At 39.0% G+C, this 26904-nt stretch carries 27 protein-coding genes; 21 read left to right on the top strand and 6 right to left on the bottom strand.

The genetic code is table 11. The features are described from left to right. Window positions 1-34: 34 nt before the first annotated feature. The gene (locus SNAG_RS09660) at window positions 35-1657 is read right to left on the bottom strand and encodes an ATP-binding cassette domain-containing protein (protein ID WP_096408755.1); all 1623 of its coding nucleotides are present in this window, start codon (window positions 1655-1657) and stop codon (window positions 35-37) included. A gap of 195 nt (window positions 1658-1852) precedes the next feature. Between SNAG_RS09660 and trpS the strand changes: the two genes are divergently transcribed. Together trpS and guaB are read left to right on the top strand one after the other, a co-directional pair. Continuing rightward, a complete protein-coding gene (gene trpS / locus SNAG_RS09655) occupies window positions 1853-2878 on the top strand; it encodes a tryptophan--tRNA ligase (RefSeq protein ID WP_000165461.1) in 1026 nt (341 codons plus the stop codon). A gap of 153 nt (window positions 2879-3031) precedes the next feature. Then, window positions 3032-4510 carry an IMP dehydrogenase gene (gene guaB, locus SNAG_RS09650; protein ID WP_061407768.1) on the top strand — a complete coding sequence of 493 codons (1479 nt, stop codon included), beginning with the start codon at window positions 3032-3034 and terminating at the stop codon, window positions 4508-4510. A gap of 52 nt (window positions 4511-4562) precedes the next feature. Here guaB and recF read toward each other — a convergent pair whose 3' ends face one another. Both recF and yaaA read right to left on the bottom strand, forming a co-directional pair. After that, window positions 4563-5660, bottom strand: coding sequence for a DNA replication/repair protein RecF (recF, locus tag SNAG_RS09645; protein WP_096408752.1), 1098 nt, complete (start codon window positions 5658-5660; stop codon window positions 4563-4565). 2 nt (window positions 5661-5662) lie between these two features. Beyond that, window positions 5663-6031: a S4 domain-containing protein YaaA gene (gene yaaA, locus SNAG_RS09640; protein ID WP_000455885.1), complete on the bottom strand. Its 369-nt coding sequence runs from the start codon at window positions 6029-6031 to the stop codon at window positions 5663-5665. A gap of 158 nt (window positions 6032-6189) precedes the next feature. On the opposite strand from yaaA, the gene yfmF reads away from it, so the two are divergent. The 12 genes from yfmF to tsf all read left to right on the top strand — a co-directional run bounded on the left by yfmF (window position 6190) and on the right by tsf (window position 17368). After that, window positions 6190-7440: an EF-P 5-aminopentanol modification-associated protein YfmF gene (gene yfmF, locus SNAG_RS09635; RefSeq protein ID WP_096408750.1), complete on the top strand. Its 1251-nt coding sequence runs from the start codon at window positions 6190-6192 to the stop codon at window positions 7438-7440. Continuing rightward, the gene (yfmH, locus tag SNAG_RS09630) at window positions 7437-8720 is read left to right on the top strand and encodes an EF-P 5-aminopentanol modification-associated protein YfmH (RefSeq protein WP_096408747.1); all 1284 of its coding nucleotides are present in this window, start codon (window positions 7437-7439) and stop codon (window positions 8718-8720) included. The genes yfmF and yfmH overlap by 4 nt, the downstream gene beginning before the upstream one ends. A gap of 36 nt (window positions 8721-8756) precedes the next feature. After that, a complete protein-coding gene (gene rodZ / locus SNAG_RS09625; RefSeq protein ID WP_172842409.1) occupies window positions 8757-9578 on the top strand; it encodes a cytoskeleton protein RodZ in 822 nt (273 codons plus the stop codon). A gap of 10 nt (window positions 9579-9588) precedes the next feature. Further along, on the top strand, window positions 9589-10134 hold the full coding sequence (pgsA, locus tag SNAG_RS09620; protein WP_000712145.1) for a CDP-diacylglycerol--glycerol-3-phosphate 3-phosphatidyltransferase: 546 nt from the start codon (window positions 9589-9591) through the stop codon (window positions 10132-10134). Further along, window positions 10131-10958 (top strand): energy-coupling factor ABC transporter ATP-binding protein, encoded by an 828-nt coding sequence (locus tag SNAG_RS09615; RefSeq protein ID WP_096408741.1) that lies wholly within the window; start codon window positions 10131-10133, stop codon window positions 10956-10958. The genes pgsA and SNAG_RS09615 overlap by 4 nt, the downstream gene beginning before the upstream one ends. Beyond that, entirely contained in the window at window positions 10943-11782 is an 840-nt protein-coding gene (locus SNAG_RS09610; RefSeq protein ID WP_096408739.1) for an energy-coupling factor transporter ATPase, read from the top strand. The genes SNAG_RS09615 and SNAG_RS09610 overlap by 16 nt, the downstream gene beginning before the upstream one ends. Continuing rightward, window positions 11775-12569, top strand: coding sequence for an energy-coupling factor transporter transmembrane component T family protein (locus SNAG_RS09605; RefSeq protein WP_000377879.1), 795 nt, complete (start codon window positions 11775-11777; stop codon window positions 12567-12569). Before SNAG_RS09610 ends, SNAG_RS09605 begins: the two co-directional genes overlap by 8 nt. Before the next feature lie 59 nt (window positions 12570-12628). Next, window positions 12629-13447: a rod shape-determining protein MreC gene (gene mreC / locus SNAG_RS09600; RefSeq protein ID WP_096408736.1), complete on the top strand. Its 819-nt coding sequence runs from the start codon at window positions 12629-12631 to the stop codon at window positions 13445-13447. After that, a complete protein-coding gene (gene mreD, locus SNAG_RS09595) occupies window positions 13447-13941 on the top strand; it encodes a rod shape-determining protein MreD (RefSeq protein WP_096408734.1) in 495 nt (164 codons plus the stop codon). The genes mreC and mreD overlap by 1 nt, the downstream gene beginning before the upstream one ends. A 93-nt stretch (window positions 13942-14034) precedes the next feature. Continuing rightward, window positions 14035-15246 (top strand): peptidoglycan hydrolase PcsB, encoded by a 1212-nt coding sequence (gene pcsB, locus SNAG_RS09590; RefSeq protein ID WP_096408731.1) that lies wholly within the window; start codon window positions 14035-14037, stop codon window positions 15244-15246. Between the two features lie 222 nt (window positions 15247-15468). Continuing rightward, complete coding sequence (gene rpsB, locus SNAG_RS09585) at window positions 15469-16248, top strand: 30S ribosomal protein S2 (RefSeq protein ID WP_000268475.1); 780 nt, start codon at window positions 15469-15471, stop codon at window positions 16246-16248. 79 nt (window positions 16249-16327) lie between these two features. Then, entirely contained in the window at window positions 16328-17368 is a 1041-nt protein-coding gene (tsf, locus tag SNAG_RS09580; RefSeq protein WP_096408729.1) for a translation elongation factor Ts, read from the top strand. 89 nt (window positions 17369-17457) lie between these two features. On the opposite strand, the gene cysK is transcribed toward tsf, so the two are convergent. The 3 genes from cysK to SNAG_RS09565 all read right to left on the bottom strand — a co-directional run bounded on the left by cysK (window position 17458) and on the right by SNAG_RS09565 (window position 19575). Further along, the gene (cysK, locus tag SNAG_RS09575) at window positions 17458-18384 is read right to left on the bottom strand and encodes a cysteine synthase A (protein WP_096408726.1); all 927 of its coding nucleotides are present in this window, start codon (window positions 18382-18384) and stop codon (window positions 17458-17460) included. 96 nt (window positions 18385-18480) lie between these two features. Further along, complete coding sequence (locus SNAG_RS09570) at window positions 18481-18924, bottom strand: PH domain-containing protein (RefSeq protein ID WP_096408724.1); 444 nt, start codon at window positions 18922-18924, stop codon at window positions 18481-18483. A gap of 15 nt (window positions 18925-18939) precedes the next feature. Beyond that, window positions 18940-19575 (bottom strand): YigZ family protein, encoded by a 636-nt coding sequence (locus SNAG_RS09565; RefSeq protein ID WP_096408721.1) that lies wholly within the window; start codon window positions 19573-19575, stop codon window positions 18940-18942. A gap of 56 nt (window positions 19576-19631) precedes the next feature. Here SNAG_RS09565 and SNAG_RS09560 point away from each other — a divergent pair, with 56 nt between their 5' ends. The 7 genes from SNAG_RS09560 (at window position 19632) to SNAG_RS09530 (ending at window position 26898) form a co-directional block, all read left to right on the top strand. Beyond that, on the top strand, window positions 19632-20930 hold the full coding sequence (locus SNAG_RS09560; RefSeq protein WP_096408718.1) for a DEAD/DEAH box helicase: 1299 nt from the start codon (window positions 19632-19634) through the stop codon (window positions 20928-20930). Then, window positions 20927-21589, top strand: coding sequence for a ComF family protein (locus tag SNAG_RS09555; protein WP_096408716.1), 663 nt, complete (start codon window positions 20927-20929; stop codon window positions 21587-21589). Before SNAG_RS09560 ends, SNAG_RS09555 begins: the two co-directional genes overlap by 4 nt. 79 nt (window positions 21590-21668) lie before the next feature. Then, window positions 21669-22217, top strand: coding sequence for a ribosome hibernation-promoting factor, HPF/YfiA family (gene hpf, locus SNAG_RS09550; protein ID WP_000599113.1), 549 nt, complete (start codon window positions 21669-21671; stop codon window positions 22215-22217). Window positions 22218-22462: 245 nt separating this feature from the next. After that, a complete protein-coding gene (fadE, locus tag SNAG_RS09545) occupies window positions 22463-23671 on the top strand; it encodes an acyl-CoA dehydrogenase FadE (RefSeq protein ID WP_000201480.1) in 1209 nt (402 codons plus the stop codon). Window positions 23672-23751: 80 nt separating this feature from the next. Further along, complete coding sequence (locus tag SNAG_RS09540) at window positions 23752-24600, top strand: 3-hydroxybutyryl-CoA dehydrogenase (protein ID WP_096408713.1); 849 nt, start codon at window positions 23752-23754, stop codon at window positions 24598-24600. Window positions 24601-24618: 18 nt separating this feature from the next. Beyond that, entirely contained in the window at window positions 24619-25797 is a 1179-nt protein-coding gene (locus SNAG_RS09535; RefSeq protein WP_096408710.1) for an acetyl-CoA C-acetyltransferase, read from the top strand. Between the two features lie 321 nt (window positions 25798-26118). Then, the gene (locus tag SNAG_RS09530; RefSeq protein WP_000048041.1) at window positions 26119-26898 is read left to right on the top strand and encodes an enoyl-CoA hydratase-related protein; all 780 of its coding nucleotides are present in this window, start codon (window positions 26119-26121) and stop codon (window positions 26896-26898) included. The last annotated feature ends 6 nt before the right edge of the window (window positions 26899-26904 follow it).

Below are 26904 nucleotides of genomic sequence, written 5' to 3'. Positions count from 1 at the left end.
AGTTGGTTAACCCAACTGAGTTTTGAAGTCTTATTTAGTCTTTCCAAAGATCTTTGACTTTTGCTTGTACTTCTGCATTTTCTAGGAATTCATCATAGGTTTCATCGATACGATCGATGACGCCATTCTTAGATAAAACAATAATATGGTTTGCCAAAGTTTGAATGAACTCGTGGTCATGACTGGCAAAGATGATTGATTCTTTAAAGTTTTTCAATCCATCGTTTAAGCTTGAAATAGATTCCAAGTCCAAGTGATTTGTTGGATCATCAAGTACAAGGACATTTGATTTCAGAAGCATAAGTTTTGAAAGCATGACACGAACTTTTTCTCCCCCTGACAAGACATTTACAGGTTTGTTAACCTCATCACCAGAGAAGAGCATACGACCAAGGAAACCGCGTAAGAAGGTATTATCGTCTTCTTCTTTACTTGCAAATTGACGCAACCAGTCAAGAATTGACTCGCTCCCTGCAAAATCAGCAGAGTTATCTTTTGGTAAGTAAGAGCGACTGGTAGTAATTCCCCACTTAACCGTTCCTTCATAGTCAATGTCACCCATGATCGCACGAATTAGTGCAGTCGTTTGAATGTCATTTTGTCCAATAAGAGCCGTCTTATCACCTGGACGCAAGATAAAGCTGATATTATCTAAAATAGTCTCACCATCAATCTTTACAGTTAGATTTTCTACTGTCAAGAGATCATTACCAATCTCACGCTCTGCTTTAAAGTTGATAAATGGATATTTACGACTGGATGGAACAATTTCTTCTAGTTCAATCTTGTCAAGCATTTTTTTACGAGACGTTGCTTGTCTTGACTTAGAAGCATTGGCAGAGAATCGAGCAACGAATTCTTGCAATTGCTTAATTTTTTCTTCCGCTTTGGCATTACGGTCTGCTAACAATTTAGCAGCAAGCTCAGAAGATTCCTTCCAGAAGTCATAGTTTCCGACATAGAGTTTGATTTTTCCAAAGTCAAGGTCTGCCATGTGAGTACATACTTTGTTGAGGAAGTGACGGTCATGGGATACAACGATGACAGTGTTATCAAAGTCAATCAAGAAGTCTTCTAGCCATGTAATTGATTGGATATCCAAACCGTTGGTTGGCTCGTCCAAGAGAAGAACATCTGGTTTGCCAAAAAGTGCTTTGGCAAGGAGAACTTTTACTTTTTCACCATTGGCCAATTCGCTCATGTTTTGGTAGTGCAATTCTTCTGGAATATTTAGATTTTGAAGCAGTTGAGATGCTTCACTCTCTGCTTCCCAACCTCCAAGTTCAGCAAACTCACCTTCGAGTTCAGCTGCACGAACACCATCTTCATCAGAAAAATCTTCCTTCATGTAAATAGCATCTTTCTCTTTCATAATGCTATAAAGCTTTTCATTTCCCATGATAACGACATCAATTGCACGTTCATCTTCATAGTCAAAGTGATTTTGACGAAGAACAGAGAGACGTTCATCTGGACCAAGAGAAATGTGACCAGTTGTAGGTTCGATATCTCCAGCTAAAATTTTTAAGAATGTAGACTTCCCAGCACCATTAGCACCAATTAATCCGTATGTATTTCCTTCTGTAAATTTGATGTTGACATCATCAAAAAGTTTGCGATCACTAAAACGTAGTGAAACATCAGATACTGTAAGCAATGTTTTTCTCCTATAATATGTAATACATTTATTCTACTAGAAAAGAGAGAAATATTCAAATTTTTCTTTGTCAATTTTATGTCAACTAAGTTTACAGTTATATTTACAGCGAATCGGCTCTTTGATTTAAATAATTTTCTGTTATTTTAACAAAAAAATGCTATAATTGAAGAGACCATTTCGAAGGAGAAAAAAATGACGAAACCCATTATTTTAACAGGAGACCGTCCAACAGGTAAACTGCATATTGGACATTATGTTGGTAGTCTAAAAAATAGAGTGTTACTACAGGAAGAAGATAAGTATGAGATGTTTGTTTTTTTGGCGGACCAACAAGCATTGACAGATCACGCCAAAGATCCTCAAACGATTGTAGAGTCTATTGGGAATGTTGCCTTGGATTACCTAGCAGTTGGATTGGATCCAAGTAAATCAACTATCTTCATTCAAAGTCAGATTCCAGAGTTGGCTGAGCTGTCTATGTACTATATGAATTTGGTGTCACTAGCTCGTTTGGAGCGTAATCCGACAGTAAAAACAGAGATTGCTCAAAAAGGATTTGGGGAAAGTATTCCGACAGGTTTTTTGGTTTATCCAATCGCTCAGGCAGCAGATATCACAGCCTTTAAGGCTAATTATGTTCCTGTAGGAACAGACCAAAAACCAATGATTGAACAAACTCGTGAGATTGTTCGTTCCTTTAATCATGCTTATAACTGTGATGTTTTGGTGGAACCAGAAGGTATTTACCCAGAAAATGAAAGAGCAGGTCGTCTACCTGGTCTAGATGGAAATGCCAAAATGTCTAAATCCCTCAATAATGGTATTTATCTAGCTGATGATGCTGATACTTTGCGTAAAAAAGTCATGAGTATGTATACAGACCCGGATCATATTCGTGTTGAGGATCCAGGTAAGATTGAAGGAAACATGGTTTTCCATTATCTAGATGTTTTTGGTCGTCCTGAAGATGCTAAAGAAATTGCAGAGATGAAAGAACACTATCAACGTGGTGGTCTTGGTGATGTGAAGACGAAACGCTATCTACTCGAAATACTTGAACGCGAACTTGGTCCTATTCGTGAGCGCCGTATCGAATTTGCTCAGGATATGGGAGAAGTGTATAATATGCTTCAAAAAGGAAGCGAAAAAGCTCGCGAGGTTGCAGGACAAACTCTATCTGAGGTTAAGGAAGCAATGGGACTTCATTATTTTAAATAAGCTTATATACTATAAGAAATTATCTTTTTTCGCACAGGAAAAGATAGTTTTTTTATTTGTCCTTGTATCATTTGACAAATTTTCATAGAATGGTATGATAGATACAATACAAAAAGAGTCAAGCTCAAAAAGAAAGAAATGAGGAAACTTCGAATGTCTAATTGGGACACTAAATTTTTGAAAAAAGGTTTTACCTTTGATGATGTATTGCTTATTCCAGCTGAGAGTCATGTGTTGCCGAATGATGCAGATTTAACAACAAAATTGGCAGATAATCTGACTTTAAATATCCCAATTATTACAGCCGCGATGGACACAGTCACAGAAAGCCAAATGGCCATTGCTATTGCTCGTGCAGGTGGTCTTGGAGTAATCCATAAAAACATGTCAATTGCGCAACAAGCAGACGAAGTTCGCAAGGTAAAACGTTCTGAAAATGGTGTTATTATTGATCCATTCTTCTTGACTCCAGAACATACCATTGCTGAGGCAGACGAACTGATGGGACGTTACCGTATCAGTGGTGTTCCAGTTGTAGAAACACTTGAAAATCGTAAATTGGTTGGTATTCTAACAAACCGAGATCTTCGCTTCATTTCAGATTACAATCAACCAATCTCAAACCATATGACCAGTGAAAATCTTGTCACTGCCCCTGTTGGTACAGATCTTGCAACGGCTGAACATATTCTTCAAGAACACCGTATTGAAAAACTTCCTTTGGTTGACGAAGAAGGCCGTCTTTCTGGCTTGATTACTATTAAGGATATTGAAAAAGTTATTGAGTTCCCAAATGCTGCCAAAGATGAATTTGGTCGTCTACTAGTTGCTGGTGCGGTGGGTGTCACTTCAGATACATTTGAACGTGCAGAGGCTCTCTTTGAAGCAGGGGCTGACGCAATTGTTATTGATACTGCACATGGTCACTCTGCTGGGGTTCTACGTAAAATTGCTGAAATTCGTGCTCACTTCCCAGATCGCACTTTGATTGCTGGTAATATTGCAACTGCAGAAGGTGCGCGTGCTCTTTATGATGCGGGTGTGGATGTTGTCAAAGTCGGGATTGGACCAGGTTCTATCTGTACTACTCGTGTGATTGCAGGTGTGGGTGTCCCACAAGTGACAGCAATTTATGATGCGGCAGCAGTTGCGCGCGAATATGGAAAAACGATTATTGCTGATGGTGGAATCAAGTATTCTGGAGATATTGTAAAAGCCCTTGCTGCAGGTGGAAATGCAGTTATGCTTGGTTCAATGTTTGCTGGAACAGATGAAGCACCAGGTGAAACTGAAATTTTCCAAGGACGTAAGTTTAAGACTTACCGTGGTATGGGATCAATCGCTGCAATGAAGAAAGGTTCAAGTGATCGTTACTTCCAAGGTTCTATCAATGAAGCAAACAAACTCGTTCCAGAAGGAATTGAAGGTCGTGTTGCCTATAAAGGTGCAGCAGCTGATATTGTCTTTCAAATGATTGGTGGTATTCGCTCTGGTATGGGTTACTGTGGTGCAGCCAACCTTAAAGAATTGCACGACAACGCTCAATTTATTGAAATGTCTGGGGCTGGTCTCAAAGAAAGCCATCCTCATGATGTACAAATCACTAATGAGGCACCAAACTACTCTATGTAAGAAGTAAAAAAGAACTCCTGAAATTCAGGAGTTCTTTTTGTTTACAAAGGTGTCAATTTTGATTTACAGATATTTTACCGTTTTGGATGTTGAAAACGCTAAGATTTTCTGGCAAGTTTTGTAAGTGATCTAAACTTGTTGTTGTGATGAAGGTCTGGATAGATTGTGAAATAGTTTCTAGTAATTTTAGTTGTCGTGTGTTGTCAAGCTCGCTCATAACATCGTCAAGCAAGAGTATTGGAGACTCGTTAGTAATGCTTTCCATTAGTTCAATCTCTGCTAGTTTGATAGAAAGCACAAGACTACGATGTTGCCCTTGACTTCCAAAACTAGCATCCATACCGTTGATATAGAAAGCAATGTCATCTCGATGAGGGCCAACACCAGTATTCTTTTTAAATAAATCTCTTGATCTACTTTTTTCTAAAGCCATTTTAAAAGAATCCATTAAGACTTCTTCATTAGTGAAGTTGACAGTTGATTGATAAGAAATTGACAACTCTTCTGATTGGTTTGAAATTTCTAAGTGTTTTTTTTGACCGAATTTCTCTAGGTCTTTGATGAATTTTATCCGATGTTTTATGACGCGACAACCATACTCTACTAACTGATCATCTAAGACCGATAGAAATGTTTCGTCAATCTTTTGACTGGATTTTAGGTAAGTGTTTCTTTGCTTGAGTATATGGTTATAGTTTGACAAGTCTGACAAGTAGATTGGTTTAATTTGTCCCAGTTCGATATCTATAAACTTTCGACGGACAGAGGGTGCTCCTTTAATTAACTGGAGATCCTCAGGTGCGAAGAGAACCACATTCATATGTCCGATGTAGTCTGAGAGGCGAGCTTGCTTTAAGTGATTGACTTTAGTCACACGCCCTTTTGGTGTTAAATCAATTTCTAGAGGGATAGAGCCTGTTTTTTTCTGAATCAAGCCAGAAAGATGGAGTTGTTCTTCATCAAAATGAATGAGATTTTTATCAGTCCGAGTCCGATGGCTACGTGTTAAGGCCAAGAAATAGATTGCTTCTAGAATGTTGGTCTTTCCTTGTGCATTTTGACCTAAAAAGACGTTTAATTTTGGATTGAAATCAATTTTCGTCTCTTTGTAGTTTCGAAAGGTTTTTATTGTTAAATGTTGGAGCCACATGATTATCTTCCTGGAAAACGTGGAGCTTGTTTGGTTTTAGGTGATAAAGTAGTTTTTTGTTTTTCTTTCTTTACACCCTTATTCATCTCTTTGACAAGTTTAGCAATCCGCTCTTTTTCAATCTTATCTGCTTGGTATTCTTCTTGCTCTTTTAAACTTGGTTGTGTCAAGGTGATGTCAATCTTTAAATCAGGGATGTCAATTATATCTCCTATACGGATCTTTTTCCCACGTCTAGTTTCTAATTCACCATTAAAGTAAACTTGATGTTCCATTAAAAAGGATTTAATAGCACCACCGCTTTGTATAATTCCAAGCTCTTTTAGGAGGGCTTGGAGCGTAATAAATTCTTCAAATAATTTGTATTCCATAATTCACCTCAATCTAAGGTATTATACCATATTTTTTAGAATTAAGTGAGCAAAATCACTGGAAATGAAAACGATTTTTATTTTAAAAGCGGTAAAGAGAATAAGAAATATTTTCCTTTTCGTGATATAATAGAACTCTATATGTAAGGAGGTAAGGTATGGAGTTAGTGCCTGGAATTTCAGCACATTTTGTTCAATCCAAAAAGTTTAAAACAAATAAAATCACTGTTCGTTTTACTGCTTCCTTATCTCTTGAGACAGTAGCAGGACGCATGTTAAGTGCGAGTATGTTGGAGGCTGCCAATAAAGCTTACCCAACTTCTCAAGCTTTTCGTAGATATTTAGCAAGTTTGTACGGAGCAGATATTTCTACGAGTGCTTATCGTAGAGGACAGGCACATATTCTTGACTTAACCTTTACCTATGTACGAGATGAGTTTTTGAGTAAAAAAAATGTCTTGACTTCTCGAATTTTGGAATTGGTAGAACAGATCTTATTTGCCCCCTTAGTTCTAGATGGAGCCTTTGAGCCAACCTTGTTTGAAATTGAAAAAAAGCAATTATTGGCTAGCTTAGCTACTGATATGGATGATTCATTTTATTTTGCTCATAAGGAGTTGGACAGCTTGTTCTTCCATGATGAGCGTCTTCAATTGAGATACAGTGATTTACGAAATAGCATTTCAAATGAGTCTCCAGAAAGTAGCTACACTTGCTTTCAAGATGCTCTGAAAAATGATCGGATTGATTTCTTTTTCTTAGGTGATTTTAATGAAGTAGAAATCACAGAATCGCTGAATTCATTACCCTTAACAGCTAGAAAGAGCGATGTTACCATTCAGTACCATCAGTCTTATTCGAATGTTTTACAAGAAGGAATGGTTCAGAGAAATGTTGGACAATCTATTTTGGAAATGGGCTATCATTCTCCTGTAAAATATGGTGATGATCAGCATCTGCCTATGCTTGTTATGAATGGTTTGTTGGGGGAATTTGCACATTCGAAACTCTTTACAAACGTTCGTGAGAATGCTGGGATAGCCTATACGGTCTCTAGTCAGTTGGATTTGTTTAGTGGCTTGTTAAGAATGTATACAGGTATCGATAGAGGAAATCGGAATCAAGCTAGAAAAATGATGAATCATCAGTTGATGGATTTGAAAAAGGGCAACTTTACAGATTTTGAGCTTTATCAAACCAAGGAGATGATTCGAAGATCTTTATTAATTGCTCAAGATAGTCAGCATACCCTAGTTGAAAGAATCTATTTAACTGCACTATTTGGAAAAGAGACTTTTGACATTGACCGGTTGTTGGAAAAATTAGAGAGTGTTGATAAAGAAGCTGTATGTAAAGCTGCCAACAGTTTGAAATTACAAGCGATTTACTTTATGGAAGGAGTAGAATGACAAGGGTTACTTTTGAAGAAAAATACTATCCTGCTGTAAAGGAAAGAGTGTATAAAGCACAATTGTCAAATGGGTTGACAGTTTCTTTACTTCCTAAACAAGATTTTAATGAGGTTTATGGGGTTGTAACAGTTCAATTTGGCTCTTTGGATGCAACTTATACAAGCTTGGAAAAAGGTTTACGTCATCATCCAGCAGGAATTGCACATTTTCTTGAACATAAATTGTTTGAAAGAGAAAATTTTGAAGATATGATGGCTGCTTTTACTCGATTAGGTGCAGACAGCAATGCCTTTACAAGCTTTACTAAGACTAGTTATCTTTTTTCAACAATTGACCATTTATTAGATAATTTAGATTTGCTTGATGAGTTAGTTGGAGATGCTCATTTTACAGAAGAGTCTGTTTTGAGAGAACAAGATATTATCCAGCAAGAACGAGAAATGTATCAAGATGATCCAGATTCGCGTTTGTTTTTTGCAACATTAGCCAATCTTTATCCTGGTACTCCTTTAGCGACAGATATTGTTGGGAGTGGAAAATCAATTTCTGAGATTCAAGTTTCAAATTTAAAAGAAAACTTTACAGACTTTTACAATCCTGTCAACATGTCTCTATTTTTAGTTGGAAATATTGATGTGGCGCTCATTGAGGAATATTTTTCGAAAAAGGAAAATAAGATTTTAGAGCAGTTTACAGTTTCAAAAGAGCAACTACCTTTGCAACCTGTGAAGCAAACAGATAGTCTTCGTATGGAAGTTTCTTTACCCAAACTTGCTGTTGCTATTAGAGGAACTGGTCAAATAACGGAAGAGGAGTCTTATCGTTACAACATTTTATTGAAATTGCTATTTACGATGATGTTTGGCTGGACCTCGGATCGTTTTCAAAGATTATACGAGACAGGGAAGTTAGATGCTTCATTGTCATTAGAGGTTGAGGTAAATAGTCGCTTTCACTTTGTGATATTAACGATGGATACCAAGGAACCTGTTTCTTTGTCGCACCAATTTCGGAAAGCGATTCGTCAGTTTAGTAGTGATGCAGATATTACTGAGGAGCATCTCGATCTTGTTAAGAGTGAGATGTTTGGAGAATTTTTCAGTAGTATGAACTCCTTGGAATTTATTGCAACTCAATACGATCCTATGGATCGCGGAGAAACAATTTTTGATTTTCCGAAAATTTTACAGGAAATTACTTTGGAAGATGTTATTGAAGCTGGGCATCGTTTGATTGATAATGGTGATCTAGTTGATTTTACAATTTTTCCGGCCTAAATAAGGCAAGAACACTAGAAAGAAGGAATGGTAAGTATGAGAAAAAAAACAATTGGTGAGGTTCTGCGTTTAGCTAGAATTAACCAGGGATTGAGTATAGAAGAATTACAGGAAAAAACTGAAATTCAGTTGAATTTTCTAGAAGCAATGGAGGCGGATGATTTCGATCAACTTCCTAGTACCTTTTACGCTCGTTCTTTTTTAAGAAAATATGCTTGGGCAGTAGAGTTAGATGAAAGAATTGTACTGGATGCCTATGATTCAGGTAGTATGATCACCTATGAAGAGGTCGATGTTGATGAAGAAGACTTGTCTGGTCGTAGACGATCAAATAAGAAAAAAACTTCTTATCTCCCTTTGTTTTATTTTGTGCTATTTGCTTTATCAATTTTAATTTTTGTGACTTACTATGTTTGGAACTACATCCAAACTCAGCCAAGTCCTTCTTCAGCTAACTATAGTGTTGTGAACTCAACTAGTTCAACAACCTCATCTAATTCATCTTTTAGTAGTCAGGTATCAAGCTCATCTCCTACTGCGGAATCAACTATTACCGTTTCAGGTGAAGGAAACCGCATTGAAGCCCGCTATAAAACGAGTAAGGAAACAGCTGTGGTTCAACTGACTGTTTCGGATGCAACTAGCTGGGTAAGTGTTTCAGGAAGTGACCTTGAAGGTGGTGTGACCTTGTCATCAGACAATAAAAACGCAAAAACAACAGTTTCGACGAAAGAACCTGTGACGATTACTTTGGGTGTAGTGAAGGGAGTTACTTTAACTGTGGACAATCAAACAATCGATACCTCGAAGCTGACAACTCAGACTGGAACTGTAACACTTACATTTACTACAGATTAAGGAAGAACCAATGAAAAAAGAACAAATCCCTAATGTATTAACAATTGGTAGAATTCTCTTTATACCTCTCTTTATTCTTATTTTGACTTTGGACGATTCACAAGGCAGTCACCTGCTGGCAGCGATTATCTTTGCAGTTGCTAGTGTGACAGATTATCTTGATGGTTACCTTGCTCGTAAATGGAATGTGGTTAGCAACTTTGGAAAGTTTGCAGATCCAATGGCGGATAAGTTGTTGGTTATGTCAGCTTTTATCATGTTGATTGAGTTGGGTATGGCTCCAGCTTGGGTTGTTGCTATTATCATCTGTCGTGAACTCGCTGTGACAGGCCTTCGTCTGTTGCTCGTTGAGACAGGAGGAACAGTTCTGGCGGCAGCGATGCCTGGGAAAATCAAGACCTTTAGTCAAATGTTTGCCATTATCTTTTTGCTCTTACATTGGAATTTAATTGGGCAACTGTTGCTTTATATCGCTTTGTTTTTCACTATCTACTCTGGTTATGATTATTTCAAGGGTAGCGCTCATCTATTCAAAGGAACATTTGGTTCGAAATGAAATCGATTATTGAAGTAAAAGATCTGTCTTTTCGATACAAAGAAGATCAAGAGTATTATGATGTTAACAGCGTTACGTTTCACGTGAAACGTGGGGAGTGGCTCTCAATCGTAGGTCATAATGGGAGTGGAAAGTCAACAACTATTCGTTTGATTGATGGCTTGCTTGAAGCGGAATCTGGAGAAATCTGGATAGATGGCCAATTGCTGTCCCCTGAGAATGTTTGGGACTTGCGTCGTCAAATTGGTATGGTTTTTCAAAATCCAGACAATCAATTTGTAGGTGCAACTGTTGAAGATGATGTTGCCTTTGGCCTAGAAAATCAGGGACTTCCTCGAGAAGAAATGAAGAAAAGAGTGGCTGAATCTTTGGAGTTAGTAGGTATGCTAGACTTTAAGAAGAGAGAACCAGTCCGCTTATCGGGTGGACAAAAACAACGGGTAGCCATTGCAGGAGTTGTTGCCTTGAGACCTGCTATTTTGATTCTGGACGAGGCTACAAGTATGTTGGATCCCGAGGGGCGCAGAGAACTGATTCAGACAGTTCAAGAGATTCGAAAAGACTATCAGATGACAGTTGTCTCCATTACGCATGACTTGGAAGAAGTTGCGATGAGTGACCGTGTCCTGGTCATGAAAAAAGGCCAAGTGGAGTCAACCAGTAGCCCAAGAGAACTTTTTTCTCGGAATGACCTTGACCAGATAGGCTTAGATGATCCCTTTACTAATCAATTGAGAGAATCTTTGAGAGAGACAGGCTATCAGTTGCCGGATGGCTATTTGACAGAAGGAGAGCTAGAGGACAAGTTATGGGAATTACTCTAGAAAATGTGAGCTTTACCTATCAAGAGGGGACTCCCCTATCTTCATCAGCCTTGACTGATGTTTCCTTGACGATTGAGGACGGCTCCTATACAGCTTTGATAGGACATACAGGTAGTGGGAAATCGACGATCTTACAGCTTTTAAATGGCCTATTGGTTCCAAGTAAGGGTTCTGTTCGAGTTTTCGATACCGTCATTACTCCTACATCAACAAATAAAGAAATTCGACAGATTCGAAAGCAAGTCGGTCTAGTGTTTCAATTTGCTGAAAATCAGATTTTCGAAGAAACTGTTTTGAAAGATGTTGCGTTTGGACCACAAAATTTTGGAGTTTCTGAGGAAGAAGCCAAGAAAATTGCACGTGAAAAGTTAGCCTTGGTAGGCATCGATGAGTCACTCTTTGAGCGCAGTCCTTTTGAACTTTCGGGTGGTCAGATGAGACGTGTGGCCATAGCAGGTATCCTAGCCATGGAGCCTACTGTCTTGGTTTTGGATGAGCCAACAGCTGGATTAGATCCTTTGGGCAGAAAAGAATTGATGACTCTGTTTAAAAAACTTCACCTTGCTGGAATGACAATCGTCCTGGTAACGCATTTGATGGATGATGTAGCTACGTATGCTGATCAGGTCTATGTTATGGAAAAGGGGTGTTTAGTCAAAAGTGGCAAACCGAGTGATGTTTTCCAAGATGTAGCCTCTATGGAAAAGGTGCAGTTAGGTGTGCCTAAAATAACAGCCTTTTGTAAACGCTTGGCAGATAGGGGTGTAGCTTTTAAAAAACTGCCAATCAAGATAGAGGAGTTTAAGGAGTCGCTAAATGGATAGTATGATTTTAGGGCGTTATATACCAGGAGATTCCATCATTCATCGCTTGGATCCCCGTAGTAAATTGCTGGCTATGATCCTGTTGATTTTGATTGTATTTTGGGCCAATAATCCCCTCGCCAATCTCATTCTTTTTGTAGCAACAGGTATATTTATCGCTTTGTCGGGCGTTTCCCTCTCGTTTTTTGTGCAGGGATTAAAATCCATGTTTTTCTTGATTGCTTTTACGACTCTATTTCAACTCTTTTTCATTTCAAGTGGTAATGTCTTATTTGAGTTTTCTTTTATAAGAATAACGGATTATGCTTTGCAACAAGCTGGGATTATTTTCTGTCGTTTTGTCTTGATTATTTTCTTTTCAACTTTGCTAACGTTAACGACCATGCCTTTGAGTCTGGCAGCTGCAGTTGAATCTCTCTTAGCGCCTCTGAAACGCGTGAAAGTTCCCGTTCATGAAATTGGTCTCATGTTATCAATGAGTTTGCGTTTTGTTCCAACCTTGATGGATGACACGACGAGAATTATGAATGCTCAGAAGGCTCGTGGAGTTGACTTTGGCGAAGGTAGTATCGTTCAAAAAGTAAAGGCTATGATTCCGATTTTAATTCCTCTTTTTGCGACTAGCTTAAAGCGTGCAGATTCATTGGCAATAGCCATGGAAGCGCGTGGTTATCAGGGAGGAAAGGGTAGAAGTCAGTATAGACAGTTGAGATGGAGTCAAAAGGATACACTGGCGATTCTTGTGATTCTGGTGCTGGGATGTCTCTTATTTTTCTTAAAATCTTAGTGGATTTGTAAGATTGATAAAAAATCACAGTAGTAGATCTTTAGTAAAAAGGTAGGAATATGAACCGTTTTAAAAAATCAAAATATCTAATCATCGTTTTTGTCACAGTTCTGGCAGTTTCTGTACTATTAGTGACAACCTATTCAAGTGCTATTGTGACAAAACTAGGAGATGGCATTTCCTTAGTGGATAGAATTGTTCAAAAACCATTTCAGTGGTTTGATGCTTTCAAATCGGATTTGGGTCATTTGACGCAGGCTTACAATGAAAACGAAAGTCTAAAAAAACAACTCTATCAATTAGAGGTGGATTCTAATCAATCAGAACGTTTAAAATCTGAGAATGAACAACTACGTCAGCTTCTAGAGATGAAGTCAAAATTACAGGCTACAAAAACCCTAGCAGCAGATGTGATTATGCGAGCTCCTGTGTCTTGGAAACAAGAGTTAACAATTGATGCGGGAAGTTCAAAAGGAGTTTCTGAAAACATGTTGGCCATTGCAAATGGTGGCTTGATTGGTAGTGTTTCAAAAGTAGAGGAGCATTCAACAACGGTCAACTTATTGACAAACACTGAAAATTCCGACAAAATTTCCGTTAAAATCCTGCATGGTTCTACTGAAATTTATGGAATCATCGTTGGTTATGACAAGGAAACAGAACTGCTTAAAATTAGTCAATTAAATAGTAATAGCGACATTAGCGCGGGAGACAAGGTGACGACAGGGGGGCTCGGAAACTTCAATGTTAAGGATATTCCTGTTGGCGAGGTTGTTGCCACAACACACAGCAGTGATTATCTAACACGAGAGGTAACAGTAAAGTTGACTGCTGACACCAAAGATCTTCATGTGGTAGAGTTAGTGGGGAATTCGTAATGAGACTGTTTAAACAAGTTGGTATTTTCTTTTTACTCCCTGTTGTCGTTCTAATTGATGCTCATATTGGTCAATTGGTGGGGTCCTTCTTCCCCCACTTTCATTTAGCCAGTCATTTTCTATTCTTGTTTCTCTTATTTGAGACAATCGAGGTGTCTGAGTATCTCTATCTAGCCTATTGTTGTATAGTGGGTTTGGTTTACGATATTTATTTTTTCCACTTGATTGGAATTGCCACGCTTTTGTTTATCGTGATTGGTGCTTCGCTCCACAAGTTTAACAGCGTGATTCTGACGAATCGTTGGACAAGGATGTTGACCATTATTGTAATCAGTTTTCTGTTTGATATGGGGAGTTATCTTCTGGCTTTAACTGTAGGATTGACGGTAGATTCTATGCCAGTCTTCATTGTCTATAGTCTTGTCCCATCAATGATTCTGAACTTCTTATGGATGGTGATTTTCCAATACATTTTTGAAAAATATTATCTATGAGAAAGAAATATAAATGTAACAAAGGCGTAATATTTATTATGTCTTTTTTTGGTATACTAGTAATGTCTTAAATAGAAGGAGTATCTACATAATATGAAGAAAAAAATCTTAGCGTCACTTTTGTTAAGTACAGTATTGGTTTCACAAGCGGCGGTATTAACAACTGTTCGTGCTGAAACAACTGATGAAAAAATTGCTGCTCAAGATAGTAAAATTAGTGACTTGTCAGCTAAACAAAAAGAAGCTCAAAAAGAAGTAGATGAAATCCAAACGCAAGTTACAGCTATTCAAACACAACAAGCAAGCTTGCAAGCTGAAAATGAAACACTACAAGCTGAGTCTAAAAAGCTTGAAGGAGAAATTACAGAGCTTTCTAAGAATATTGTTGCTCGTAATGACTCATTGGAAAAACAAGCACGTAGCGCACAAACAAATGGTGCTGCAACTAGCTACATCAACACAATTGTAAACTCAAAATCAATTACTGAAGCTATTTCACGTGTTGCAGCTATGAGCGAGATTGTATCAGCTAACAACAAAATGTTGGAACAACAAAAGGCTGATAAAAAATCAATTGCTGAAAAACAAGTTGTGAATAACGAAGCTATCAATACCGTAATTGCCAACCAACAAACTCTTGCTGACGATGCACAAACATTGACAACAAAGCAAGCTGAGTTGAAAGTTGCTGAGTTGAACCTTGCTGCTGAGAAAGCAACTGCAGAAGGCGAAAAAGCTACTTTGCTAGAACAAAAAGCAACTGCAGAAGCAGAAGCGAAAGCAGCGGCTGAAGCAGAAGCAGCTTACAAAGCTCGTCAAGCAAGCCAACAACAATCAGTAGTTGCTTCAGGAAATACAAGCTTCTCTGCTCAAGTACAAGCGACATCAACATCAACATCTGATGATGAGGATTCAAGCTACACTCCAGCACCTGCTCCAACTCCTGCTAGACAACGTCCAACATATAGCTCAAATGCATCAAGTTACCCAACTGGTGAATGTACTTGGGGAGCTAAAACATTGGCACCTTGGGCTGGAGACTACTGGGGAAACGGAGCTCAGTGGGCAACAAGTGCAGCTGCAGCAGGATTCCGTACAGGATCAACTCCACAAGTTGGTGCGATTGCATGTTGGAATGATGGTGGTTATGGACATGTAGCGGTTGTTACAGCAGTTTCATCATCATCTCGTATCCAAGTATCAGAATCAAACTACGGTGGAGATCGTACAATCGGAAACAAACGTGGATGGTTCAACCCAACTACAACTTCTGAAGGTTACGTAACATACATCTATCCAAACTAATGAACCAAATAAAGAGGCTCGATTTGAGTCTCTTTTCTTTTTTTAGTTTTTAGTTAGACCAAAAACTAGCAAAAACACTTGAAAATATTGATAAAATGTGGTAGAATGAAACTTGTCGTGTAAACGATAATACTCATTCTTGATGAATTGTGAAACTGTTGCCCTCGGGTCGTTTTGCAAGTTGAAATCGAGGAGAGGAAAAAACAAAAAGGAGAAATACTCATGGCAGTAATTTCAATGAAACAACTTCTTGAGGCTGGTGTACACTTTGGTCACCAAACTCGTCGCTGGAACCCTAAGATGGCTAAGTACATCTTTACTGAGCGTAACGGAATCCACGTTATCGACTTGCAACAAACTGTAAAATACGCTGACCAAGCTTACGACTTTATGCGTGATGCAGCAGCTAACGATGCAGTTGTATTGTTCGTTGGTACTAAGAAACAAGCTGCGGACGCTGTTAAAGAAGAAGCAGAACGTTCAGGTCAATACTACATCAACCATCGTTGGTTGGGTGGAACTCTTACTAACTGGGGAACTATCCAAAAACGTATTGCTCGTTTGAAAGAAATCAAACGTATGGAAGAAGAAGGAATCTTCGACGTTCTTCCTAAGAAAGAAGTTGCCCTTCTTAACAAACAACGTGCACGTCTTGAAAAATTCTTGGGTGGTATCGAAGACATGCCTCGTATCCCAGATGTAATGTACGTAGTTGACCCACATAAAGAGCAAATCGCTGTTAAAGAAGCTAAAAAACTAGGTATCCCAGTTGTAGCCATGGTTGACACAAACACTGATCCAGACGATATCGATGTAATCATCCCAGCTAACGATGACGCTATCCGCGCAGTTAAATTGATCACAGCTAAATTGGCTGACGCTATCATCGAAGGACGTCAAGGTGAAGATGCAGCAGCAGTTGAAGCAGAATTTGCAGCTTCAGAAGCTCAAGCAGATTCAATCGAAGAAATCGTTGAAGTTGTAGAAGGCGACAACGCTTAATTCATATAAATAGTAATTACCTAGGAGGGCGGGGCGTAGCCCAGCTCTCCTATTTTTTAAAAAATATAGGAGAATCAAAATGGCAGAAATTACAGCTAAACTTGTAAAAGAGTTGCGTGAAAAATCTGGTGCCGGTGTTATGGACGCTAAAAAAGCGCTTGTAGAAACAGACGGTGACATCGAAAAAGCGATTGAATTGCTTCGTGAAAAAGGTATGGCGAAAGCAGCTAAGAAAGCTGACCGCGTTGCTGCAGAAGGTTTGACTGGTGTTTATGTTAACGGTAACGTTGCAGCAGTAGTTGAAGTAAACGCTGAAACTGACTTCGTTGCGAAAAACGCTCAATTCGTTGACTTGGTAAATGCTACAGCTAAAGTAATTGCTGAAGGAAAACCAGCTAACAATGAAGAAGCTCTTGCTTTGACAATGCCTTCAGGTGAAACTCTTGAAGCAGCGTATGTGTCTGCAACAGCAACTATCGGAGAAAAAATCTCATTCCGTCGTTTTGCTTTGCTTGAAAAAACAGATTCACAACACTTCGGAGCATACCAACACAATGGTGGACGTATCGGTGTTATCTCTGTAATCGAAGGTGGAGACGAAGCGCTTGCTAAACAAATCTCAATGCACATTGCTGCGATGAAACCAACAGTTCTTTCTTACAAAGAATTGGATGAGCAATTCGTTAAAGATGAGTTGGCACAATTGAACCACGTAATTGATCAAGACAACGAAAGCCGTGCAATGGTTGGTAAACCAGCTCTTCCACACTTGAAGTATGGATCAAAAGCACAATTGTCTGATGAAGTGATTGCTCAAGCTGAAGCTGACATCAAAGCTGAGTTGGCTGCAGAAGGTAAACCAGAAAAAATTTGGGACAAAATCATCCCAGGTAAAATGGATCGCTTCATGCTTGACAACACTAAGGTTGACCAAGCATACACACTTCTTGCACAAGTCTACATCATGGATGACAGCAAGACAGTTGAAGCATACCTTGAATCAGTTAATGCTTCAGTAGTTGAGTTCGCTCGCTTTGAAGTTGGTGAAGGAATTGAGAAAGCTGCGAACGACTTCGAAGCAGAAGTTGCAGCTACAATGGCAGCAGCCTTAAATAACTAATAATGAAAAGGAAGCAATTTGCTTCCTTTTTTTATTTTAGAGTGAGTAAACAAAAAGCCCTTTAATAAGGGCTAAGTGCATTTAGGAGACTACACTTCAAATTCATAGAGTGCTGTAGACAGATAACGTTCGCCGTTATCTGGTGCTAAAGCAAGGACTTTCTTACCTGCACCTAATTTCTTAGCAACTTCAATTGCACCGTAAATCGCTGCAGCTGAAGAAATCCCAACAAGGAAGCCTTCTTTTCCGCCAATCTCACGACCAAGTGCAAGAGCATCATCTGATGTTACACGGACGATACCATCATAGGCCTTTGTATCAAGTGTTTCAGGAATAAATCCAGCTGAGATGCCTTGAATTTTGTGAGGCCCTGGTTTTTCACCAGACAAGATAGCTGACTCGTCTGCCTCAACTGCATAAACTTGAATGTTTGAATTTGCAGCTTTAAGTGCATGAGAAACGCCCGAAATCGTTCCACCAGTACCAACACCACCCACAAAGGCATCTAGTCCATCAGAACCGAAAGCAGCTAGTATTTCAGCTCCTGTTGTTCTTTCGTGTACTTCAGGATTAGCTGGATTGTTAAATTGTAGAGGAAGGAAACCACCGCGCTCAGCTGCGATTTCTTGGGCTTTGGCAATCGCACCTTTCATACCTTCGCTACCAGGTGTAAGGACGAGTTCAGCGCCATAGGCTTGGATAATCTTACGTCGTTCCACACTCATCGTTTCTGGCATGACGATAACAACTTTATATCCTTTAGCAGCACCAACCCATGAAAGACCGATTCCAGTATTTCCACTTGTTGCTTCAACAATAGTAGCACCGGGTTTTAGAATGCCATCCTGCTCAGCTTTTTCAATCATGCTAAGGGCAATACGATCTTTGACTGAAGATCCTGGGTTAAAGGCCTCTAGTTTAACATAGACGTCTGCAGCACCCTCTGGAACAATGTTGTTAAGTTTAACAATTGGTGTTTGTCCGATTAGTTCAGTAATATTATTGTAGATAGTCATAGATATACCTCTTTGTATAAGATGATTCTAGTATAACGTGCTCTAGGCTATTTGTAAAATATAGAAATCCTATCGAAGCGATAGGATTTTTTTATATCAAAGGTCTAAGCCATTAATTTTCAATCGATTGTGATAAGCAAGTTCTAGTAAATAGGAGTAAAGGGGAAGAATATCCGTTTTCTTAGGAAATTCAAATTTGTGGTAACTAAAATGCTCATTATGTGCTTTTAGAAAGACATTCTCTAAATAAGTGATCGTAATCTCACTATCGTCTATACCTGCTCCTGCAGTTTCCATTTCAACGTTGACAATGTTCATCAAAAAGAGTGACTTAACAGACATCTTGCGACCAGTAGCGCCTTGCTTATCTGTAAAGATGATACGAATATTTGTAAAGATGATTGCGTCACGAATGAGCTTATATCCACTTTGGATTTCTTCATTCTCTAGTAGGTATTGACCATATTCTTTGATAAGAGTTTCTTTGTTTTGCTCGCTGAAGTTACCAGCAAGTCCTTGAATAAATTTTCCAAACGCCATGTATTTCTCCTTTATTTACACTAAGTTTACAGGAACTTCAACTTCTCGTAAACCTTGATCTGTTAAAGTAACCTTTCCATTAAAAAACTCTACAAGAGCAGACTTAATATTTTCTTTCTCTTCCTTATCAACATAAATTATGGTATCGATTTGATCTGTAAAGTTTGTCTCGATTTCCGTGAGTTTATGTTCTCTAAGAAAATTGCTATATTCTTGATACTGAGCGTAAGACATCTGAATGGCTATGCCAGCTTGCTCTTTGATTTCAATAATGCCTATTTCTTTGACAGCCAAGGCTACACTTCCTGCGTAAGCGCGAATCAAACCGCCAGCGCCTAACTTAATTCCACCAAAGTAACGAGTAACTACTACGCAGACATTCGTAAGATTATGATTTTCTAAGACGCCAAGCATAGGGACTCCAGCAGTACCACTAGGCTCACCATCATCATTCGTACGCTTGATTTCACTGCGTTCCCCTACAATAAAAGCAGAGCAGTTATGGGTGGCTTTGTAGTGTTCTTTTTTGATAGCAGTGATAAAGTCACGAGCTTCTTCTTCACTATAGACACGCTTTACGTGACAGATAAAGCGTGATTTTTTGATTTCTTCTTGGACTTGCCCGTCCTCTTTAATTGTTCTAAATTCCATGATTTAATTGTACTAAAAAATTTCCTAAAGCGCTATATTTTTACGAATAAAGAAGTATGAAAGTAAATCCAAACTATCTCGGTCGCTTGTTTACTGAGAAAGAATTAACGAAAGAAGAACGTCAGATGGCTGAGAAACTGCCGGCAATTAGAAAAGAGAAAGGGAAACTGTTTTGTCAACGTTGTAATAGTAGTATTCTAGAAGAATGGCATTTACCTATAGGTGCTTACTATTGTAGGGAGTGTTTATTGATGAAGAGGGTCAGGAGTGATCAAGCTTTATACTATTTTCCGCAGGAGGATTTTCCTAAGCAAGACGTCCTCAAATGGCGTGGTCAGTTAACACCTTTTCAAGAAAAAGTGTCAGAGGGACTGCTTCAAGCGGTGGACAAGCAAGAGCCAATCTTGGTTCACGCTGTAACAGGAGCTGGAAAGACAGAGATGATTTACCAGGTTGTGGCTAAGGTGATTGATGAAGGTGGTGCAGTTTGTTTAGCCAGCCCTCGAATTGATGTGTGTTTGGAGCTGTATAAACGACTGCAGAATGACTTTGCTTGTGAGATAGCACTACTTCATGGTGAGTCAGAACCTTATTTTCGAACACCACTAGTTGTTGCAACGACTCATCAGCTGTTAAAATTTTATCATGCTTTTGACTTGCTGATAGTGGATGAAGTAGATGCCTTTCCTTATGTTGACAACTCTGTTCTTTACTATGCTGTAAACCAATGTGTAAAGGAGGAGGGGCTAAAGATATTTCTTACAGCGACCTCTACAGATGAGTTAGATAAGAAGGTTCGCACTGGAGAATTAAAACGATTGAGCTTGCCAAGACGATTTCATGGAAATCCATTGATTATTCCAAAGCTAGTTTGGTTATCAGATTTTAATCGCTATATAGAAAAGAGTCAGTTGTCTCCAAAGTTAAAGTCCTACATTAAGAAGCAGAGAAGAACAAGTTATCCGTTGTTAATCTTTGCATCTGAGATTAAGAAAGGCGAGAAACTAAAAGAACTCTTGCAGGAACAGTTTCCAAATGAAAACATCGGCTTTGTGTCCTCTATCACAGAAAATCGATTAGAGCAGGTACAAGCTTTTCGAGATGGAGAGTTGACAATCCTTATTAGTACAACAATTTTGGAGCGTGGGGTCACCTTTCCTTGTGTGGATGTTTTTGTTGTAGAAGCTAATCATCGTCTCTTTACCAAGTCTAGCTTGATTCAGATTGGAGGGCGAGTTGGGCGCAGTATGGATAGACCGACTGGTGAACTGCTCTTCTTTTATGATGGATTAAATGTTTCCATTAAAAAAGCAATCAAGGAAATTAAGCAGATGAACAAGGAGGCAGGTTTATGAACTGTTTATTATGTGGACAGACAATAAAGAGTGACTTGATATTTTGTCACCTTTTGCTGTTTAAGAATGAGAACAACTATCTTTGTTCAGATTGTGAGTCTACTTTTGAGAAAATTGGTGAGGACTATTGCCCGAACTGTATGAAAACAGGCCTGTCAACTATGTGTCAAGATTGTAAATTTTGGTGTAAAGAAAAGATTCGAGTCGATCATAATGCAATCTTCACCTATAATCAAGCTATGAAAGACTTCTTTAGTCGATATAAGTTTGATGGGGATTTTCTACTTAGAAAGGTTTTTGCTCCTGTTCTAGCTAATGAATTGAAAAAGTATGGAGACTATCAATTTGTTGTCATTCCCCTAAGTCCTGAAAGATTGCTTGAGAGGGGATTTAACCAGGTTGAAGGTTTGGTTGAGGCAGCAGGGTTTTCTTTTCAAGATTTACTAGGGAAAAGAGAAGAGACGGCTAGTTCTTCTAAAAATCGCTCGGAACGATTAGCTACCGAAATTCCATTTTTTATAAAAACTGAAGCCCCTCTTCCTAAGAAAATTTTGGTTGTTGATGACATCTATACAACAGGTGCGACTGTCAATCGTGTGAAGCGTCTTTTTGAAGAAGCAGGAGCTTTGGATGTTAAAACTTTTTCCCTTGTAAGATGAGGAAAAAATTTGCAAAATGAAAATGAAAGCGCTATAATATAGTTAGAAAAACAAAAATGTTTAGAAAGAAGGTACTTATATGATTAAATATAGTATCCGTGGTGAAAACCTAGAAGTAACAGAAGCGATTCGTGATTATGTAGTTTCTAAACTCGAAAAGATCGAAAAGTATTTTCAACCTGAGCAAGAGTTGGATGCACGTGTGAATTTGAAAGTTTACCGTGAAAAAACAGCAAAAGTTGAAGTAACGATTCCACTTGGATCTATTACTCTCCGTGCAGAAGATATTTCTCAAGATATGTATGGATCTATCGATCTTGTAACTGATAAAATTGAACGTCAGATTCGTAAAAATAAAACAAAAATCGAACGTAAAAATAAAAATAAAGTTGCGACAAGCCAACTCTTTACAGATGCCCTAGTTGAAGAGGCAAATGTTGTGCAACCAAAAGTAGTTCGTTCAAAACAAATTGATTTAAAACCAATGGATTTAGAAGAAGCGCTTCTTCAAATGGATTTGTTGGGACATGATTTCTTTATCTATGTAGACGTAGAAGATCAAACAACAAATGTTTTGTATCGTCGTGAAGATGGTGAAGTTGGTTTGCTCGAAGTAAAAGAATCATAAAATTGAAATAACTAATAAGAGTGGTTTACTGATTTGTAAACCACTTTTTCTTGTGCCTAAGTAAGTAGAAAAACGAGGAAATCCTTGATTAAACAGTCAGAATCGGACCCTATAACCTGAACTTATAGGGGTGTTTATATTTATTAAGTAGACAAAATAATACCCTAAGGGATAGAATGGGGTTGTCAACAAATAGCGAATACAAAAATGTAAGCGCTCTTATAACAAATAAAGGAGTCATGACTATGGCAACAAAAGAAGAAATTTTACGCGAACTATATCCTGAGGACCTTTTTCACTATGCGGATGGTCTAACTTTGGGAGAAGCAGAGGTTTTACAAGAAACTCGCCGTTTGATTGAGAAACATCTCCGTCCGGTTATTAATGAATACTGGGAAAAACCTGATTTTCCTTTTGAAGAATTCTATGCTGTGGCTAAGGGCGCTCAAATTATGAACAATCCAAAATTGTTTGAGGGACGTGAAGGTAGCTGGAAACCATCTGAACTTTATATTGCTTTCTTGTATCTTGAACTTGCTCGCTTCGATGCTTCTATGGCAACATTCTATACCGTTCATGGCGGACTTTGCTACAACACAATTCTCTTGGGTGGTGATGAGCGTCAACAAAAAGAATTTCTTCCAAAACTAGCTGCATTTGATTGGCAAGGTTGCTTCGCTTTAACTGAACCTCTTTCAGGTTCTGATATTGCTGGAGGACTTGCAACTACTGCAGAACGTGTTGGAGACAAGTGGATTCTAAATGGTGAAAAACGCTGGATTGGTGGTTCAGATACTGCGGATGTCGTTCCTGTATTTGCTCGTGATGTTGCGGATGGCAAGGTGAAATGCTTTATCGTTCGTAAGGGAGCTCCTGGATATCATGCAGAACCAATCCCACATAAGATTGCTCTTCGTTGTGTCCGCAATGGCCATATTACTATGAAGAATGTAGAGGTTCCAGATTCAGATCGTTTGGTAAATATCAATGGTTTTGGTGATGTAGCCCGTATCTTGACCTTCACTCGTGCGGACGTTGCTCACATTGCTATGGGAGTGACTTGTGGATCTTATGTAGCAGCTCTTAAATATGCTAAAGATCGTGAACAGTTCAAACGTCCAATTGCCAAATTCCAAATTGTTCAAGAAAAATTGGCTCGTATGCAAGCAAATGCTGTAGCAGTTATTGCTTATTCAACTCGTATTGCTGAAATGCAAGAGAAAGGGAATGAATTGATGCTTAACTCTGCTCTTGCTAAGATGCACAATTCCTTGGTGATGCGCGAAACAGTTGCCCTTGCTCGTGAAACTTGCGGAGGTAATGGTATTACACTTGAGACAGATGTTGCTCGTTTCTTTGCAGATGCTGAATCAATCTATACCTATGAAGGTTCACACGAAGTGAATGCCTTGATTGTTGGTCGTGAGATTACTGGACTAGGTGCCTTTGTTTAATGTCAGAAGGGCGATTGAAGGATTTCTGTTCAATCGTCCTTGCTTCATGCACTGGATTTTTGTAAAATAAGAAGGAGAAAATAATGATATCTAAGGTGATGATTATTGGTTCTGGTCAAATGGGAAGCGGAATTGCTCAAGTATTTGCTCAGGCTGGTTTTACAGTTTACTTAAACGATATTAAAGAAGAATTTGTTCAAAGAGGCTTGAATAATATCACAAAACAATTGGAACGTTCAGTTGAAAAAGGACGGATGTCTGCGGATGAGAAGGATCAGGTATTGGCCAATTTGCTTCCATCTGTTTCATATGAAGATGCGAAACAAGTCCAATTGGTGATTGAAGCTGCAACTGAGAATCGTGAGATTAAGTTGAATATTTTCAAACAATTGGATGAATTGACAGATCCTAAAACTATCTTAGCATCAAACACATCCTCTTTGTCAATCACGGATATAGCTGCTGCTACTAAACATCAGGAGCGCGTGATTGGAATGCACTTCTTTAATCCTGCCCCAATCATGAAACTTGTAGAGGTTATTAAGGCCTTGCAGACTTCAGAAGAAGTGGTTCAGGCGGTTCGTGAACTGACAGTGAAAATTGGTAAAACACCAGTTAATGTTAAAGATTCTTATGGTTTTGTTGTGAACAGAATTTTGATTCCTATGATCAATGAAGCCATTTACATTCTAGGTGAAGGAGTGGCTAGTGCCGGGGAAATCGATGAAGCGATGAAACTTGGTGCAAATCATCCTATTGGACCTTTGGCTCTTGCTGATTTGATTGGATTGGATGTTTGTTTGGCTATTATGGGCGTCCTAAACCAAGGGTTTGGTGATCAAAAATACCGTCCTGCTCCTCTTCTTAAGAAAATGGTCGAAGCAGGAAAATTGGGACGGAAGACAAAAGAAGGCTTCTTTACTTACTAGACACTGATGGAGGTAGTCATGAAAGACGTAGTTATTGTTTCGGCAGTGCGAACACCTTTAGGTTCCTTTGGTGGGAGCTTGAAGAATGTTTCTGCTGTTGATTTGGGATCTTTGGTAATTAAGAGTGCTTTGGAAAAAGCGAATATTAAACCAGAGCAGGTAGATGAAGTGATTATGGGGAATGTCCTAGGCGCAGGTTTAGGCCAAAACGTGGCTCGCCAAATGAGTATTCATGCTGGGCTTCCTGAATTTACACCAGCCTTTACCATTAATAAGGTTTGTGGCTCCGGTTTGAAGGCAGTGCAGTTAGCTGCTCAAGCGATTCAGTGCGGAGATGCAGATATTGTCGTGGCTGGTGGTGCAGAAAACATGAGCCAGGCTCCATATGTTTTGCCAAACTTCCGTTGGGGTGGCCGTATGGGAGATTCGAAAGTGGTAGATACCATGATTAAGGATGGTTTGTCTGATGCCTTTAACGAATACCATATGGGGATTACAGCTGAGAATGTGGCAGAAGAATATGGTATTAGCCGGGCTGATCAAGATGCGCTTGCTTTGGAATCACAAAAACGAGCAGTGGCGGCTATAGAATCTGGACGCTTTAAGGAAGAGATTGTTCCGGTGGTCATTCCTCAACGTAAAGGCGATCCTATCGTCTTTGATACAGATGAATTTCCTAGAAAAGATGCTAGCTTGGAGAGTCTGTCTAAGCTGCGTCCTGTTTTTAAAAAAGACGGTTCTGTTACAGCGGGAAATGCCTCAGGTATCAATGACGGGGCGGCGGCTGTCTTGGTCATGAGTGCTGAAAAAGCTGAAGAATTAGGACTTCCAGTCATTGCGCGCATTCGTTCGTATGCAAGTGCAGGTTTGGATCCTAAGATTATGGGATGTGGACCGATTTATGCGACCCGTAAAGCTCTTGAAAAAGGTAATTTGACAGTTGATGATCTTGACTTGATCGAGTCAAATGAAGCCTTTGCTGCTCAGGCTTGTGCGGTTGGAAAAACACTTGGCTTCAATACCGATATTGTCAATGTCAATGGTGGTGCGATTGCTCTTGGTCACCCAATTGGGGCTTCAGGTTGCCGTATCCTAGTGACTCTGGTACATGAGATGATGAAACGTGATGCTAAAACTGGTTTAGCTACTCTCTGTATCGGAGGAGGGATGGGAACAGCCCTCATCGTTGAACGTTAGTTATTAGAAAACTGAATGTCATTTCCTCTTTTTCAATATTACGATTACAAAATGAGATTTTGATCCGATCTCATAGTTACATACCTTATCAAGTGTCTTTCTCTAAAAGGGCTTGATAAGGTATTTTTATTTTTTTCTAAGACTTTAAGGATGGATTGGACGACCATGTCCTATAAGCTGAACTTATAGGTCTATAAATAAAGATTAAGTAGACGGATGGGGAAAAAAGGTTTATGATGAAAATGTAAGCTCTTACATTTTGTGTTGGTATTTGTTGACGCTGTACTCTGTACTCAAAATAAATCAAGTAGGAGCAGAACAATGAGTAAAACTGTTTTATTAGAGGTTAAGAATGGTCTTGGCTATCTAACAATTAACCGTCCATCGGCTTTGAACGCTTTAAGTTCAGAAGTCTTAAAGGATTTGAATCTCGCTTTAGACCAAATTGAAGCAAGCGAGGACATTCGTGTTGTCATTGTGACCGGTCAAGGAGAGAAAGCATTTGTCGCGGGAGCAGACATTAAAGAGATGGACCAAATGTCTCCAATTCAGGCTCATGAATACATGACCTATGCGAACGACACCTTTACCCGCTTATCTGAATTGACTCAGCCAACTATTTCAGTATTGAATGGTTATGCTTTGGGAGGCGGTTTAGAATTAGCTCTTTCAACTGATATCCGAATTGGCTATGACAAGACAATGGTTGGCTTCCCTGAAGTCGGCTTGGGAATCATTCCTGGTTTTGCAGGTACTCAAAGAATGTCTCGTTTGATTGGTACTAGTAAAACAAAGGAATTAATCTTCACTGCTAGAATGGTTAAAGGACAAGAAGCATATGATCTTGGAATTCTTAACAAGTTGGTAGCAGCAGAAGAACTATTGCCTGCGGCAGAAGAGCTAGCAGCAGCGATTATGAAAAATGCACCGCTAGCAGTTGAAAAAGCTAAACATATTATCCAAGTTGGCTCAGAACTCCCTCTGAAAAATGCTATTCGTTTGGAAACAGAAGCGGAAGCTCTACTCTTCTCAACAGAAGATAAGGTAGAAGGAATGCGCGCTTTTGTTGAAAAACGCAAAGCTGTCTTTCAACGTAAATAAGAGAGG

It is taken from the genome of Streptococcus sp. NPS 308 (assembly GCF_002355895.1).
In the GTDB taxonomy this organism is placed as follows: domain Bacteria; phylum Bacillota; class Bacilli; order Lactobacillales; family Streptococcaceae; genus Streptococcus.
This window is presented reverse-complemented; position numbering and strand designations above follow the sequence as displayed.